Annotated in this window: 12 protein-coding genes; 3 read left to right on the top strand and 9 right to left on the bottom strand. The window is 43.0% G+C overall.

The features are described 5' to 3' along the window. Nucleotides 1–20 precede the first annotated feature (20 nt). The 3 genes from BSAG_RS11310 to BSAG_RS11300 form a co-directional block, all read right to left on the bottom strand. The gene (locus BSAG_RS11310) at nt 21–695 is read right to left on the bottom strand and encodes a response regulator transcription factor (RefSeq protein ID WP_008639963.1); all 675 of its coding nucleotides are present in this window, start codon (nt 693–695) and stop codon (nt 21–23) included. A gap of 141 nt (nt 696–836) precedes the next feature. Beyond that, nucleotides 837–2,501, bottom strand: coding sequence for a long-chain fatty acid--CoA ligase (locus tag BSAG_RS11305; RefSeq protein WP_004316977.1), 1,665 nt, complete (start codon nt 2,499–2,501; stop codon nt 837–839). A 282-nt stretch (nt 2,502–2,783) separates the two neighbouring features. Beyond that, complete coding sequence (locus BSAG_RS11300) at nt 2,784–4,250, bottom strand: potassium/proton antiporter (RefSeq protein ID WP_004316976.1); 1,467 nt, start codon at nt 4,248–4,250, stop codon at nt 2,784–2,786. Nucleotides 4,251–4,416: 166 nt separating this feature from the next. Here BSAG_RS11300 and BSAG_RS11295 point away from each other — a divergent pair, with 166 nt between their 5' ends. Then, nucleotides 4,417–5,601, top strand: a complete 1,185-nt coding sequence (locus tag BSAG_RS11295; protein WP_004316975.1) for a uracil-xanthine permease family protein — start codon at nt 4,417–4,419, stop codon at nt 5,599–5,601. A 207-nt stretch (nt 5,602–5,808) separates the two neighbouring features. Here the strand turns inward: BSAG_RS11295 and hcp are convergent, their stop codons facing one another. The 6 genes from hcp to BSAG_RS11265 form a co-directional block, all read right to left on the bottom strand. Continuing rightward, complete coding sequence (hcp, locus tag BSAG_RS11290; RefSeq protein WP_004316974.1) at nt 5,809–7,440, bottom strand: hydroxylamine reductase; 1,632 nt, start codon at nt 7,438–7,440, stop codon at nt 5,809–5,811. Nucleotides 7,441–7,590: 150 nt separating this feature from the next. Then, nucleotides 7,591–8,259, bottom strand: coding sequence for a Crp/Fnr family transcriptional regulator (locus tag BSAG_RS11285; protein ID WP_004316973.1), 669 nt, complete (start codon nt 8,257–8,259; stop codon nt 7,591–7,593). Between the two features lie 10 nt (nt 8,260–8,269). Beyond that, the gene (locus BSAG_RS11280; protein WP_008770635.1) at nt 8,270–9,583 is read right to left on the bottom strand and encodes a sensor histidine kinase; all 1,314 of its coding nucleotides are present in this window, start codon (nt 9,581–9,583) and stop codon (nt 8,270–8,272) included. Further along, nucleotides 9,580–10,920, bottom strand: coding sequence for a sigma-54-dependent transcriptional regulator (locus BSAG_RS11275; RefSeq protein ID WP_004316971.1), 1,341 nt, complete (start codon nt 10,918–10,920; stop codon nt 9,580–9,582). Before BSAG_RS11275 ends, BSAG_RS11280 begins: the two co-directional genes overlap by 4 nt. A 75-nt stretch (nt 10,921–10,995) precedes the next feature. Beyond that, nucleotides 10,996–11,799 carry a hypothetical protein gene (locus BSAG_RS11270; RefSeq protein ID WP_008017978.1) on the bottom strand — a complete coding sequence of 268 codons (804 nt, stop codon included), beginning with the start codon at nt 11,797–11,799 and terminating at the stop codon, nt 10,996–10,998. After that, nucleotides 11,780–12,583 carry a metallophosphoesterase family protein gene (locus BSAG_RS11265; protein ID WP_004316969.1) on the bottom strand — a complete coding sequence of 268 codons (804 nt, stop codon included), beginning with the start codon at nt 12,581–12,583 and terminating at the stop codon, nt 11,780–11,782. The genes BSAG_RS11270 and BSAG_RS11265 overlap by 20 nt, the downstream gene beginning before the upstream one ends. A gap of 301 nt (nt 12,584–12,884) precedes the next feature. Here BSAG_RS11265 and BSAG_RS11260 point away from each other — a divergent pair, with 301 nt between their 5' ends. Together BSAG_RS11260 and BSAG_RS11255 are read left to right on the top strand one after the other, a co-directional pair. Then, the gene (locus BSAG_RS11260) at nt 12,885–13,559 is read left to right on the top strand and encodes an ABC transporter ATP-binding protein (RefSeq protein WP_004316968.1); all 675 of its coding nucleotides are present in this window, start codon (nt 12,885–12,887) and stop codon (nt 13,557–13,559) included. A gap of 14 nt (nt 13,560–13,573) precedes the next feature. Next, nucleotides 13,574–15,892 (top strand): ABC transporter permease, encoded by a 2,319-nt coding sequence (locus tag BSAG_RS11255; protein WP_004316967.1) that lies wholly within the window; start codon nt 13,574–13,576, stop codon nt 15,890–15,892. The last annotated feature ends 25 nt before the right edge of the window (nt 15,893–15,917 follow it).

Consider the following 15,917-nt stretch of genomic DNA (forward strand, 5'->3'; position numbering starts at 1 on the left):
AGCCGGGATAGTTGGTGAGTTTAAGTATTCATAATGTATCCTAATCCTACGACTGTGTGAATCAGCTTTTTATCAAAGTCACGGTCTATCTTTACCCGGAGATAGTTTACATAAACATCTACGATATTGGTATTGGTATCAAAGTTCTTGTCCCACACATCTTTGAGCAGGGTGATACGTGAGAGCGCAACCCCTTGATGAGTCATGAAATATTCGAGCAGACGATATTCCTTGACAGTAAGATCAATATCTATATTGCCTCTTTTAGCTCTTCGGGTATTGCAATCCAATATCAGGTTATCACAAGTCAGCAGATTGGAGGTTACTTCTTTATTGCGTCTTAACAAGGCCTTGATGCGTGCCTCCAGTTCTTGGAAACTGAAAGGCTTGACGAGATAATCATCTGCTCCCGCATCCAGTCCTTTGACGATATCTTCCGTTGTACCCAAGGCTGTCAGCATGATCACAGGAGACTGGTACCCAAACGTCTGCCGATAAAGCCGGCAAAGTTCCAAACCGTTTATTTTCGGCATGATAATGTCCAGTATCAAAAGGTCGAAAGGTTCGTCCTGAAGGATTTTCCAACCAGCGTTTCCGTCATGACAGACGGTTACCGTATGTCCGAACTCTTTTAACCCCCGTTCAATGAAAGAGGCGATGTTTATTTCATCTTCAACTAATAATATCTTTGCCATCATTCAGATTGTTTATGCGCAAAGATACTTTTTTCCTGGCATCTGAAGAAAGAAATTCGCCCTACATTTAAGTGTTTCTCCTTTTTGAGTTGTACTGTTTTTCTGAAATTGCAAGGATACTTATCGCGCTATCCGGGATAATTATCCCTTTGCTTCCTGATACATAAAGCGTTTGATTGACTTTTTCGCAGTCTTTTCAAATTCCTCGAAATGGATCTTTATCTTGCTTATTTGAGAATAGTTAGGAAGCTGTTGATTCAACTCGATACGGTTTTGTTCCATCACTTTCTGAATATCCGTCTGCTGCAATCCATGAGCGAAAGCGTCATCGAAATCCGGATAAATCATTGCTACCAGCTTTTCATGTTGTAAGACAATCAGTGATTCCGCAACATACGGCATATTATTCAGCTTGCTTTCAATTTCTTCCGGATAGATGTTCTGTCCGCTAGAGGTGAGAAGCAGGTTTTTGCTACGTCCGCGAACTGTTACATAACCTTCTTCATCCAACGTGCCGAGGTCACCGGTATGCAGCCAGCCGTTAGCATCGATAATTTGCGCGGTAGCTTCCGGATTTTTATAATAGCCCAGCATCATGTTCATTCCTCTACATACGATTTCTCCGGCATGCGTTTCCGGGTCCGGCGAGTCAATACGAACTTCCATCCGGCTGGTTGCCTTACCACAAGAAGCAAGTTTCAGTGTTTCCCAACGACTGGAGCAAATGATAGGACCACATTCGGTCATACCGTAAGCGATTGTATAGGGGAATCCTATCTTTTTAAGGAAGGCCTCAACTTCAGCATTGAAAGGAGCGCCTCCGATAATAATCTCGTCAAAGTTTCCACCGAAGATTTCCATGGCGGCCTGCCGTGCCAGCGATTTGATTTTATCATTCACGATAGGTACTTTAAGCAATAACTTACCGATTGTGCTGTCTACTTTAGGAAGAATATCTTTCTTAATAATCTTTTCCACAATCAATGGCACACAAGAGATCACTCTTGGCTTGATTTCAGAGAAAGATTGAGAAATGATTTTCGGAGACGGCATGCGCGTCAGGAAATAGATGTGCGCACCTGCAGAAAATCCGTAAAGGAAATCATATACCATACCGAACACATGCCCCATAGGCAACATGGAAACGATATGATCGCCCGGTTTAACGGGAAGCATCTCGAAGCAGTAAGCCACATTCGACCAAAGACTGCGATAGGGGAGCATCACTCCTTTAGAGTAACCTGTGGTGCCGGAAGTATAATTGATAATAGCCAGTTCTTCAGGATGATCCTTCCGGTAGCAAATATGTTCCGGGCGGAAGTTCTTGGGATATTGTCGACCATATATTGCATTCCGGTGTTCAAAAGCATAAGTGAGTTTCTCGTTGCGTGATACTAATGGTGAGAAATCTGTTAGTAAAGCAATACCCTCTAATAAAGGCATGGCGTCCTCATTCAAATTTTCCCAGGCTTGGTCACCGACAAAAAGTAATTTGGCTTCGGAATGGTTGACGATATTATGAATATTATCTGCCTTGAATTCATGCAAAATAGGAACAATAACGGCTCCATAAGTAATCGTTGCCAGGAAAGTAACCGCCCAATGAGCACTGTTACGTCCGCAAACGGCAATTTTATCTCCCGGCTGGATGCCGGCACTTTCCAAGACAATGTGAAATTTAGCGATTTTACGCGCTACATCCTTATATTGAAGGGTAATTCCTTTATAGTCAGTTAAGGCATCCTTGTCCCAGTTTTTGATGATGCTTTGCTCAATATAATCAATGAACTGATGTTCTTGTTCCATTCGATTTTTGCACATTTAGTTTAAAACTGCGCAAAATTAATACTTCGCTGATGTAAACCGAATTTTAAATTCAAGTTTTACGGTTAATTAACGGAGGGGGGATGAACAATTTTTACGGCTTGCTAAGGCGTTTTCGTGTTTCTTCCTTAAAACTAGTCTGTTGGCCTATTTAAAACATTTCGTCTCCACGCATGAATTAAGAAACGAGTGTCTTGTAGGGACAAGAGGCTTCATGCGTGGAGACGAATCAGTTATAGTGTATAGAATCAATCTTTTCGGATGTTAGTCAGAATCAGTCTCTTCTTCTTTTGATTTTTCGGAGATGAGCAGCAGTTTATCTCCTTCATGCAGTTTCAGTGTTCCGTTGGGAATCAGGAACTCATCTCCGCGCTTCACAATCATTACCAGCGTGCCTTTCGGGAGATTCATATCTTTCAATGTATCTGCTTCTTCCAGCATACTTTTAGTAATAGTCATATCACTAAGATCAGAGTCTATTTCTTCCGGGAGTTCCACTCCGAAATCATTTCCTGTTTTTTCCAGTGGTTTGGAAAGATTCAAGATCCGAGCTACGAAAGAAATCGTTGTTCCCTGTACCACTAATGACACGATGGTAATAAAGAAAACAATGTTGAAGATGAGGTTCGAACCCTCTACGCCCGCCACTACCGGATAAGTGGCAAAGATAATAGGAACTGCACCGCGCAATCCTACCCAGGAGACGAAAATACGTGATTTCATCGTAATTTTCCGGAATGGAAGCAAACAAAGGAATACGCTTAACGGCCGGCCGATAATAATCATAAAGACACCAATCAACAATGCCACAGCAGCTACTTCCAACATCTCGTGCGGATTGACAAGCAATCCCAGGCAAAGGAACATGATGATTTGAAACAACCAGGTCAGTCCGTTCATAAAGGTGTAGATATCCTTACGATGCATGATTTTATTGTTTCCTACCATGATACCGGCGATATATACGGCAAGGTATCCGTTACCTTTCAGTAAGTCGGTGATGGAGAAAGTGAAAAATACAAATGCAAGTAATAAGATAGGATATAAGGCCTGATTGTCAATATTGAGCTTGTTCAACATTCGGATAGCGAGCTTTCCGAGTACATATCCGGCAGCCGCACCGACGATAAACTGGATGGCAAAAGAACCGACTATGGCTCCGGCTCCCATACCAGACGACTGAATGAACTGTATCAGGACAATGGTAAGCATATAGGCCATCGGGTCATTACTTCCGCTCTCCAGTTCCAGCATGGGACGGAGGTTGTGCTTTAAATTCATCTTCTGTGAACGGAGAATGGCGAACACCGAAGCCGAGTCCGTAGACGACATGGTAGAGGCCAAAAGCAGGGAAGTGGTGATAGGTAAATAAATATTAGACCAGCTCATACCTGATATCCACCAGATAAAGAGCCCGGTGAAAAGAGCTGTGAGTAGTACTCCGACAGTGGAAAGCACGATACCGGGACCTAAAATAGGTTTGATTTCTCTGAATTTCGTATCCATACCTCCCGAGAAAAGGATAATGCTTAGGGCGACCATGCCGATAAACTGCGCGTCTTTCGCGTCGTGGAATTGCAGGCCGAGACCGTCACTCCCAAACAACATTCCTACTACGAGGAACAATAATAAAGTAGGTACTCCGAAGCGATATCCGGTTTTTCCAACAACAATGCTGACGAAAAGTAAGATAGAACCGATAAGTAAAGTGTTTTCTGCTGTAAATATCATAGGCAATATATTATAAAGTTATAAAATTGTCGTTTTAATTCTCACCGTGCGAAGTTACACATTATTAACAACAAATAAAACCTCTTTTTAGATGTATTTTTGTGAAAAAAGGGAGTTAAATTGTCTAAAAAGACTAATTTTGCAGAGATTAATCTACATTATACTTATGGATTCAAATAATCTTACACCTTTGAGGAAAGGGGTGGTGGGGGTACAATTCTTGTTTGTGGCTTTCGGAGCTACGGTACTCGTGCCGTTATTGGTAGGGCTCGATCCTTCGACAGCTCTGTTTACAGCAGGTATTGGTACGCTTATCTTTCATGCCGTTACGCGTGGAAAGGTTCCTATCTTTTTGGGAAGTAGTTTCGCATTTATTGCGCCTATCATTAAAGCGACAGAACTTTATGGGCTGCCCGGCGCCTTATCCGGCATGGTTGGAGTTGCATTAGTTTACTTTGTGATGAGTGCGCTTGTCAAATGGCAGGGAGTGCGGGTGATTGAACGGTTGTTTCCTCCTGTTGTCATAGGACCTGTCATTATTCTGATAGGTTTATCATTGGCGGGAACAGGAGTGAATATGGCAAAAGAGAACTGGGTGCTGGCTCTGCTTTCATTGGTGACTGCGGTTGTCGTTTCGATGAAAGCTAAAGGACTTTTGAAGCTGATACCTATTTTCTGTGGAATTGTAGTGGGGTATCTGGCTGCATGGATCTTCTATGGTTTGGATTTGTCCGGCGTCAGAGATGCCGCTTGGATTGGATTACCGCAGTTTGTCTTTCCTAAATTCTCATGGGAGCCGGTGTTATTTATGATTCCGGTAGCTATTGCTCCGGTGATAGAGCATATTGGTGATGTCTATGTGGTGAATACGGTTACGGGAAAAGATTTCGTGAAAGACCCGGGATTGCACCGCACCTTATTGGGTGATGGTCTGGCTTGTCTCTGTGCCGGATTGCTGGGTGGTCCTCCTGTGACTACTTATTCGGAAGTGACAGGAGCCATGTCATTAACAAAGATTACCAATCCGCAAGTGGTCCGAATAGCTGCCATCTCTGCTATCTTGTTCTCCGTTATCGGTAAAATCAGCGCATTACTAAGATCCATACCTAGTGCGGTACTGGGTGGCATTATGCTGTTGCTTTTCGGGACGATTGCCTGTGCGGGTATTGGTAATCTTGTGAATAACTGTATTGATTTGAGCCGTACAAGAAATATCGTTATCGTGTCTTTGACACTGACTGTCGGGATTGGTGGCGCTGCTTTTAGCTGGGGTGATTTTTCTTTGTCCGGTATCGGATTGGCAGCTTTGGTAGGAGTAGTTCTCAATTTGATATTGCCCAAAGAAGATTAAAAAAGGAAATCACTATAAAAGGAAGCCGGTATTCGAGAAGAAAGAATAAACGCAGGATTCCCGGTTATATATAAAAAAGATAGTGACGGTATATGATGGAAATAGTGACGGTATCATTACCGTATAGCGTCACTATCCTTATCATATACCGTCACTATCTTTTAGAAGGAAATTTGCCTGTAAAATACCCTTCTGTTCCCTTATCATTTATGATAGAAACTTCACAATATCTTCATCCACTGTACTGATACCTCCGATCCCAAATTGCTCGATCAATACGTTCTTTACATTCGGTGAAAGGAAAGCGGGAAGAGTAGGTCCTAAATGAATATGTTTCACTCCTAAAGCCAGCAATGCCAATAAAACAATGACCGCCTTTTGTTCGTACCATGCAATGTTGTATACGATAGGTAACTGATTCACATCGTCCAACCCGAAGATTTCTTTCAGTTTTAGAGCGATTACAGCCAGTGAGTAACTGTCGTTACATTGTCCCGCATCCAATACTCTCGGAATACCGTTGATATCACCTAAAGCTAATTTATTGTATCTGTACTTGGCGCAACCTGCCGTAAGAATCACTGTATCACCGGGTAGCTTTTGAGCAAATTCCGTATAATATTCACGGCTCTTCATACGTCCGTCGCATCCTGCCATTACAAAGAACTTACGGATGGCTCCACTTTTCACGGCATCCACCACTTTATCCGCTAAAGCCGTCACCTGTGCATGAGCGAATCCACCGATGAGTGTTCCGTTTTCGATGGCTACGGGTGGTTGGCATTGTTTAGCATGAGCAATCAGGGCAGAAAAATCTTTCGGTTTTCCATCTTTGCGTTCGGGGATATAATGCGCGCCTTCCAGACCGCAGGCTCCTGTGATGTAAATGCGGTCTTTGTAGCTGGCATTCGCACGTGGCGGAACAATACAGTTACTTGTAAACAGGATCGGACCGTTGAAACTTTCAAATTCCTCTTTTTGTTTCCACCAGGCATTTCCGTAGTTTCCTGCCAGATGCTTATACTTCTTTAGTTGAGGATAATAGTGCGCAGGCAGCATTTCACTGTGCGTATATACATCTACCCCTGTACCTTCCGTTTGCTCCAGCAACTCTTCGAGGTCTTTTAAATCATGTCCGCTTATCAATATACCCGGATGATTACGGACACCAAGATTCACTTGTGAGATTTCCGGATTACCGTAACTGCTCGTATTTGCCTTGTCCAGCTGTGCCATTGCCGATACTCCATGTTTTCCTGTTTCCAGCGTTAATTGAACCAATTCTTCCACAGTAATATCATTGCGGGTCAATTCGGACAATGCGTGCTGCATGAAAGCAAATATCTCCGGTGACTGATAACCCAGGTTATGCGCATGCTCTACGTAGGCAGCCATTCCTTTCAGGCCATAGTGTACGAGTTCTTTTAGTGAGCGTATATCCTCGTTAGGCGTGCGAAGCACACCGACCGTTTTTGATTTTTCTTCAAATTCCTCTTCGTTTCCATCCCAAAGACATTCGTCAGGAGCATTTTCGATCTTTACCTTACCGGCAAGTTCCTTTTTCAGTTTCAGTCCTTCTTTGATTTTTTCGGTGATCGCTACTTTATCAAAATTGGCGTTAGTGATGGTGATGAACAAAGCATCATAGATAAATTTGTCTGCTTGTTCGGAAGACTGTCCCTCTTTACGCAGATGTTCGTTGTAGACAGCAATTCCACGTACTACAAAAAGCAGCAGGTCTTGCAGGTTAGCCACTTCGGAAGTTTTACCGCATACACCTTTTAAGGTACAACCCGTACCCATTGCGGTTTCTTGACATTGATAACAGAACATACTCATAACTTTTACGTTTTTAATTAGTCCAACAGTTTATTTATTGAACGCAAAAGTAGAGGAAAGGTTTCAGGTGATTCTGTAACCAATGTTACAACAATGAATATTTTTATCTCAAATACTCACAATTAGATAAATGATTTTTAAATCGGAGCATTATTGGATGAGCCGGACCAGTTCTTCTTTCTGTAAGATAGTGATATGTTTACGATCCGCTATCAATAGTCCGTCTTCCTGCATGTGTGCCAGTTCGCGGGCGAGGGAAGGGCGGGAGACTCCGAAGTAATCACTCAACTCCTGTTGCGAACGGTCGAGGGTGATATGTGTCTGTTGTTGCTGTTTGTACAGGCGGAGCAGGTAGGAGGCAAGTTTCTGACGAATGGTCTTGAATGACATGAAGAAAAGTTTATCTGATAAAGTCCGTGCATAATTGGCGGAGAGATTCATATAGTTTTCCAAAAACTGCTCGTTCTTGCGGAACAAACTCAAAACACTTGGTTTAGGAAGCTCGATCACCTCTGTCGGTTCATTGGCAGTCACCTCCACCGGATAGCGGTTCTGCTCACCGAACAGGAACAGAGGGGCAATCGCTCTGGGAGCAGTTATATCTTCTACCTTGATAAGACGTCCCGAATAGTCAATCATTTCTCCACGCACACTTCCTTTGGTCAGGATGACAAGACGGTTGCACACATCTCCCTGTCGCGCCAGGATTTCTCCTTTCTTATAAGAACGTGTATGAAAACTGATCTCTTCCAGATCGGCAAGAAGTCTTTCCGGAGTGATTCCACGGAATAGCGGATTATTGACTAGTGTAGGTATCATATATCAATCGTTATTTGAATTTTAAAATAAACGTTGTCTCTTTCTCTCGTAGTAACGTAAGGCTTCCTCCCGAAAGGCGCATGATTTGGCGGGAGATACTAAGTCCGATTCCGCTACCGCCTTCTTTGGTCGTAAAGAAAGGAATGAAGATATGTTCTGCTATTTCCGCTGGGATTTCGGGGCCATTGTTCTTTATTTCAATCCATATTTCTTCCATGTCATTGCAGGACGCCTTCAACTCAATTCTCCCATCCGGCTGATTGCCGATTGCTTGAATTGCGTTCTTCAAAAGATTGATAACTACCTGTGAAATAAGATTCTCATCTGCATATACGATTAAGTCCGCAGGAGTAATCTCTGTGTGGAAACGGATATGCTCACATGGATGCTGATGACAGGCAAGTTCAACCATTCTTTCTATGAATGCTTTCACATAGAACAAGGAGGGTTCCGGTGTCGGTATACGTGTGAATTGCCGGTATGATTCTACAAAGGCAAGCAACCCTTTTCCGGTCGTACTGATTGTTTGCAATCCGTGATTTATTTCTTCGTCTTTATTCGCTGATATTGAAAGAAGCGTATCGCAAAGGGAAGTGATGGGAGTCACAGAGTTCATGATCTCATGTGTCAGTACCCGTGTCAGCCGGATCCATGAATCTATTTCTTTTTCATCCAGTTCGGTATTGATATCATTCAGGGCAAGGATGCGCAGATGCTCTTTGCGTACATTGATTTCCGACACACGGATGGATAAGTTAATCGTTCCCCGTTCATTGTGAAATATGACTTGTAGTTTGTCCCCCGGGCGACAGTTCTCTATTTTCTCCATAAGCTGCGCATCCACTTGACTTAACTGGCGGATATGTGTAAACACATTCAGCCCTAAAATACGGAGTGCTTCTTTGTTCTTCTGATAAACGGCTCCATTGTCATTGAGCACTACTAATCCTGTACTGACAAAGTCGAGAATCAGTTCGTAGTATTTCTCTTGCTGGGCTGTTTCAGCTTTCACGCTATATAAGATATGTCCCACGCGGTTGAGCGCCCGGTTTATTTCTTTGCTTTCGGGAGTACCGTTTTCTTCGGTAAAATGAAACGTATTATCATTATTCTCGAGCGCATCAATCATAAAAAGCACCTGTTTGGTGTGGAGACGATAAAGGCGGATTTGCCAAAGTACGCTAAGAACTAATAAACAAAGACTGACTCCTAACCAGCTGTATGATTGATGTATACCGAACCACACGGACGATATACAGAAAAGTACCGTCAGCAGGACTCTGAACCAATATTGAACACCTACTTGTTGAAGCTGCACTGTCATAATCCGAACTTTTTCATCTTGTTATAAAGAGTTTGCCTGGTTATTCCCAGTTGGGCGGCTACTGCCGATAAGTTTCCTGCACAAGTGTCGAGCGCTTTCCGTATCATCTGCATTTCCATCTCTTCCAGCGTAGAAATACTTTTCTCCTGACTCTCTGTCCGTGGAATGGATAATTGGAACAATTCGGCGGGAACGAGCGGACTGTCATTGATGATAACGGCCTTTTCAATCACGTGTTCCAGTTCACGGATATTACCATACCAAAGGTGTGCTTTCAATTTATCTTTAGCGTCGGGAGTGAACTTCATCAATGCCTTGTCATATTGCTTGCAAAAGCGTACCATGAACCTTTCGGCCAATGGAATAATATCTTCTTTCCGTTCCCGCAAAGGAGGAATCTCTACATGAATGGTATTGATGCGATAGAGCAAATCTTCCCGGAATTCACCTTTCACTACCATCTCTTGCAGATTCCGGTTGGTTGCGCATATCAGTCGGATATGAATGGGAATCGGCGTGTTGCTTCCCACTCGCACAATGCTTCGTCGTTGGAGGACGGTCAGTAGCTTTGCTTGCAGGTGATAAGGCAGGTTGCCTATTTCATCGAGAAACAGCGTACTATTATCGGCAGCCTCAAATTTGCCGGTCCGGTCGGTGTGTGCATCGGTGAAAGAACCTTTAACGTGTCCGAAAAGCTCACTTTCAAATAAAGACTCTGTGATAGTTCCCATATCCACTGCAATCATTTCTTTATATTTGCGGTTGGAAAGGACATGAATCTCTCGTGCCAGCATTTCTTTCCCTGTTCCGTTTTCGCCCGTTATCAGGATATTGGCGTCAGTGATGGCTACCTTTTCAATCAGTGCGCGGAGTTGTTGCATCACTTTGCTTTCTCCCCAGTACATAGGTGAGTGGGTGGTTTCTTCTTTGCCGTCCGTTTTCTTGTTGTTGTGCGTAGAAGCTGCTGCGGTTTGCAGGGTTTCCACCAGTTTTTGGTTATCCCAAGGCTTGACGATAAAGTCGGTTGCTCCTTCTTTAATCCCCCGGATAGCCAGTTCGATGTCGGCATAAGCCGTAAAAAGTACGACCGGAAGTTCCGGACGTACTTTCTTTATTTCATGCAACCAAAATAAACCCTCATTGCCGGTGTTGATGCCTGATGTGAAATTCATATCCAGCAGAATTACTTCCGGGGCTTCTTCCCTTATGACACTGGACAGGGTGACAGGAGAGGAGAGTGTGACAACCTTGGAAAAATAATTTTTCAAAAGGATTTGTAAGGCAGTCAATACTCCTTTATTATCGTCTACAATGATGATTGTTCCTGATTTACTCATTTTCGTTTAAGTTTGCAATGCGCAAACTTACGAAAAAGTAAGTTATAAATCATAATTCATAAATCATAAATTCTTTTATAACCACTGGAACTTCAATCCGAATGATAAACTAAGATAATCACGGGGACGGAGATAGCTATTGTTTACTGCACTGATAACATACAGGTCGCACGTACTTATTTCATAGAAAAAAGTCACCGACTTGGCTAAAAATCTACGTTGCGGATCAATATCGTATGTCAACCGTTGTCCCATGAAAACATGAAAACGTACTTTGCTGGAGAAACCATAGTAACCTTTTGGATAACGTTCCGGCTCATTCACCCAAAACTGGTCGCCAAACACGGTATTCACATAAAGCCCGCAGGTAAGAGGTTCCGTAGAGAAGCCCTTTCCGATATTAATGCTCCAGGGCATATAGTTCTGCTTGAGCGTCATGGTTACTTTGGCCTTCTTTGACGAATATTTCGGTATAAATCCGAGCAATATATCCGTTTCCCACTGATTATGTTTCCCGTAATCCCATCCCGTACCGAAAGAAAGCAATCCCATGTTTCCGGCATACTGTATTTTGGAGTGCGTCGGGATAATCCGTTCCCAGTGACTGCGGAAACGGTGAATCCGGTTATCGTAACGACTGTGTTTCACCTGCTTCGGTGTAACCGGCAATACAGAGTCCGCTCTGATGATCGTAAATATAGAATCTCCTGTGCGAAAAGTGATAATTGAATCATCTTTGATAATGAAACGGAGTGAATCATCCTTGTACGAGTTGATGATTGTATCTGCTTTACAAGTAGCTGAAATCAGACCGGGAAGTAACAGAAGTACGGATAATACTCCTGCGCGCAAGATATAGTTAGTATTTAACCAGTTCATATTCATATTTTTCCGGGGTTATTGTAAATACCAGATAAGTACGGTAATCCATACAATCACTGGTAACATAATGTATTCCATCATCAAAGATCACATCGTCCTGATAATGGTGGGTGTGAGCAGCTGTGCAAACTTGTATTCCCGGGTATTGTCTGATATAATGTTGAAATACTTTAGCCACATTATCATTGAATACATCTGTGTAGGGGCGTGCGTGCATACTAATGACTGTTTTTTTGAATTCGTCCTGTCTGTTCGTTAACTCTTGTTCCATAAAGGTGAAGTTCGGCACCGGTTCAGAGTAGTCATACTCCAATGCATTGGTGTTCAGACAGATAAATTTGACGTTGCCTGCAATAAAAGAGAAGTTAGTGGGACCGAATACTGCCTTGTATGTTTCTGCTCCCGTCCCCAAACAATCATGGTTGCCGATAAGGACTACATAAGGCACGTTAAGTCCGTTCATGATATCCCTTTGCCAGAGAAACTCTTTGGTTAGTCCGAAGTCACTCATATCGCCTCCGTGAATAACGAAGTCGATATCATTCCGTTTATTAATCTCTTTCACGAAATCTTCCGTTTCATCGTACCATCGTTGTGAGTCGCCCATAGTCACAAAGCGTATGGTCGTTTTACCCTGGCAGTTTGCTTCTATTCTTTCGATATTATGTGCGTTGACCTCTGTTTCGCCGCTGATACGGACGTCATATGGATGGTAATCTATCATGCCGCATCCGGAAAGTAAAAAGCACGATAAGAATACATATACATTCTTTCTCATCATAATTATTTTGTTTATAGTCTAGAAAACTAAATGCAAAGATAAAGTTTTCTATTTGGATGGACAATCGGCTAACAGGCAAATAGGACTCTTTGAACAATAAATGGGAGATATGGAACAGTATCGATTTGTCTAATAATCAGACAGGACCGTCTAATTATTAGACAATGCTTGGGAAACTAGGAAAAGATAAATGATTGAAAATGAATAGCCATTCTTGTTTGGCATACTTTCTGCATGACTAAAAACGTCAATAGTAAAACTGGAAATAAATCTATGTAGAACAACATCATAAATAAACAAGATGATACAGATTGAAAATATTAGTAAAGTATTCCGTACTACCGAAGTGGAGACGGTCGCATTAAATCATGTAAACCTTGAAGTAAAAGAAGGAGAATTTGTTGCTATCATGGGACCGTCTGGTTGTGGGAAATCCACCTTATTAAACATCCTCGGCCTATTAGATAACCCCACTGAAGGCTCTTATCTGTTGATGGGAGAAGAAGTAGCCGGTCTGAAAGAAAAGGAGCGTACCCGTGTCCGTAAAGGTAAACTGGGCTTTGTATTCCAGAGCTTTAATCTGATAGACGAATTGAACGTCTATGAGAATGTGGAACTTCCGCTCACTTATTTAGGTCTTAAATCTTCCGAACGTCGCCGAATGGTAGAAGACATTCTAAAAAGAATGAATATCAACCACCGTGCTAAACATTTTCCTCAACAGCTTTCCGGCGGACAGCAACAACGGGTGGCGATAGCCCGCGCGGTTGTAACCAATCCTCAACTCATCCTTGCCGATGAGCCTACGGGTAACCTTGACTCAAAGAACGGAGCGGAAGTGATGAATCTGTTGACGGAACTGAATAGAGAGGGGACAACCATTATCATGGTGACCCACTCACAGCACGATGCCAGTTTTGCACATCGTACCGTACATTTATTCGATGGAAGTATTGTAGCAAGTGTAAAGGCATAAACAGAGAACCAACCATGAGACAAATCTATTATACTATACGTACCTTATTGCGTGAATGCGGATCGAATATCATACGAATCATTTCCCTTTCTTTAGGGCTTACTATCGGTATTCTGCTTTTTTCGCAGATAGCCTTCGAACTAAGCTATGAGAAATGCTATCCGGAGGCGGAACGCCTGGCACTCGTACGTTGTCAGATGACTAATCTTAGTACAGGCGAAACCGCAGGTGATGATGGAGAGATCGGTTATGACTATACTGTTTTCGATGTGGTGGCACCTACTTTGGCAGAAGAAATGCCGAAGGAAATAGAAGTAGCCAGTAGTGTCCTTTCGATGGGAAGTGCCAATATTTATTATGAAGATAAACTGTTGCCCGATGCAGATTACATCTTTGCGGATACTTGTTTCTTTCAGACTTTCGGCATACCGGTGTTGGAAGGCAATCCCAAAGATATGATTATGCCCGGAAGCGTTTTTGTTTCGGAGCATTTTGCCCGTGAGACGTTTGGAGATGAAAGCCCTGTTGGTAAAGTGCTTTCTGTTGAAAAACAAAACACACTGACCATACGTGGGATCTACAAAGATGTACCGGAAAACACGATGCTCACCCATGATTTCGTGATATCTGTTCATCAGAATGGAGGGTATCATGCAGGAGCCGGCTGGAGAGGAAATGATGTCTTTTATGCTTTCCTTCGTTTGCGCCATGCTTCGGACATTGACAAAGTGAATGCTGACATTCAGCGGGTGATCGGTAAATATACCGCATTAGAGTTTGATGGCTGGAAAATTGAATTTAGCGCCATTCCATTGGTGAAACGTCATCTGGCTTCTCCCGATGTACAAAAGCGTTTGGTCATTTACGGATTTTTGGGCTTTGCTATCTTCTTTGTGGCTATCATGAACTATATGCTGATATCCATTGCTACTTTAAGCCGTCGTGCAAAAGGAGTGGGAGTGCATAAGTGCAATGGAGCCAGTTCCACTCATATTTTCAGAATGTTTATGGCAGAGACGGGAATCCTTGTCATTCTTTCCGTATTGCTTAGTTTCTTACTGATAATCAATGCGCGTGGTCTGATTGAAGATTTACTTTCCGTCCGTCTTTCCTCACTTTTCACTTGGGAAACGTTGTGGGTACCGTTGCTCACTATCCTTGTTCTCTTCATACTGGCAGGTGGCATACCGGGACGATTATTCTCCCGTATCCCTGTCACGCAAGTATTCCGCCGGTATACAGATGGGAAGAAAGGGTGGAAGCGTTCGTTGTTGTTTGTGCAGTTTACAGGAGTTTCTTTCGTCTTGGGATTGTTGCTGGTCACTCTGTTGCAGTACAGTCATCTGATGAGCCGTGATATGGGTATCGTCGTGCCCGGATTAGCTCAAGCGCAGACATGGTTGCCTAAAGAATCGGTGGAGCATATTAAAGACGATTTGAACCGCCAGCCGATGGTAGAAGGAGTGACCGTTGCCGTGAATGGGGTGTTGGGCGAGTACTGGACACGCGGACTGATGGGAAATGACGGTAAGCGGATTGCTACCCTTAATTTCAACTCCTGTCATTACAACTATCCTGAAGTAATGGGTATTAAGATTATAGAAGGTACTACGCTGAAAAAGCAGAACGACTTATTGGTAAACGAAGAACTGGTGCGTCTGATGAAATGGACCGACGGAGCAGTAGGTAAAACAGTGAATGACATTCAAGGAACGATTGTAGGCGTATTCCGTGACATTCGCAATAACAGCTTTTATGGGTCGCAATCTCCTATTGTCCTAATTGGAGATGAAAATGCCAACCACGCCTTTGATGTCCGCTTGAAAGAACCATATAACGAGAATCTGAAACGTCTGAACGAGTTTGTAGAAAACACCTATCCGAATATATCCTTGCGTTTTATCCTAGTAGATCAAATGGTGAAAAATATCTATAAAGACGTATACCGCTTCCGCAATTCCGTCTGGATCACTTCCGCCTTTATCCTGCTGATCGTTATCATGGGATTGATTGGCTATGTGAACGATGAAACCCAGCGCCGGAGCAAAGAGATAGCTATCCGGAAAGTGAATGGAGCCGAAGCATCTCATATCCTCGGATTACTGACACGTGACATTTTATACGTTTCAGTGATTTCTATCCTAGTAGGCACTACCGTTTCTTATTTTGCAGGACAGGCATGGCTCGACCAATTTGCCGAGCAGATTGATTTGAATCCATTGCTTTTTGCTGCTACTGCCTTGTTCGTCCAATTACTGATTGTAATCTGTGTTGTTCTGAAAGCATGGCATATCGCGAACGAGAATCCGGTCAATAGCATTAAAGCAGAATAAGCCGAATAGAATAAATGGCAGAATA

It is taken from the genome of Bacteroides sp. D1 (genome assembly GCF_000157095.2).
In the GTDB taxonomy this organism is placed as follows: domain Bacteria; phylum Bacteroidota; class Bacteroidia; order Bacteroidales; family Bacteroidaceae; genus Bacteroides; species Bacteroides xylanisolvens.

Coding starts and splice junctions, on each gene's coding strand:
- BSAG_RS11310 (WP_008639963.1), bottom strand. CDS start 695: ATGGCAAAGATATTATTAGTTGAAGATGAAATAAACATCGCCTCTTTC.
- BSAG_RS11275 (WP_004316971.1), bottom strand. CDS start 10,920: ATGAGTAAATCAGGAACAATCATCATTGTAGACGATAATAAAGGAGTA.
- BSAG_RS11265 (WP_004316969.1), bottom strand. CDS start 12,583: ATGATGAGAAAGAATGTATATGTATTCTTATCGTGCTTTTTACTTTCC.
- BSAG_RS11270 (WP_008017978.1), bottom strand. CDS start 11,799: ATGAACTGGTTAAATACTAACTATATCTTGCGCGCAGGAGTATTATCC.
- hcp (WP_004316974.1), bottom strand. CDS start 7,440: ATGAGTATGTTCTGTTATCAATGTCAAGAAACCGCAATGGGTACGGGT.
- BSAG_RS11255 (WP_004316967.1), top strand. CDS start 13,574: ATGAGACAAATCTATTATACTATACGTACCTTATTGCGTGAATGCGGA.
- BSAG_RS11285 (WP_004316973.1), bottom strand. CDS start 8,259: ATGATACCTACACTAGTCAATAATCCGCTATTCCGTGGAATCACTCCG.
- BSAG_RS11295 (WP_004316975.1), top strand. CDS start 4,417: ATGGATTCAAATAATCTTACACCTTTGAGGAAAGGGGTGGTGGGGGTA.
- BSAG_RS11305 (WP_004316977.1), bottom strand. CDS start 2,501: ATGGAACAAGAACATCAGTTCATTGATTATATTGAGCAAAGCATCATC.
- BSAG_RS11280 (WP_008770635.1), bottom strand. CDS start 9,583: ATGACAGTGCAGCTTCAACAAGTAGGTGTTCAATATTGGTTCAGAGTC.
- BSAG_RS11260 (WP_004316968.1), top strand. CDS start 12,885: ATGATACAGATTGAAAATATTAGTAAAGTATTCCGTACTACCGAAGTG.
- BSAG_RS11300 (WP_004316976.1), bottom strand. CDS start 4,250: ATGATATTTACAGCAGAAAACACTTTACTTATCGGTTCTATCTTACTT.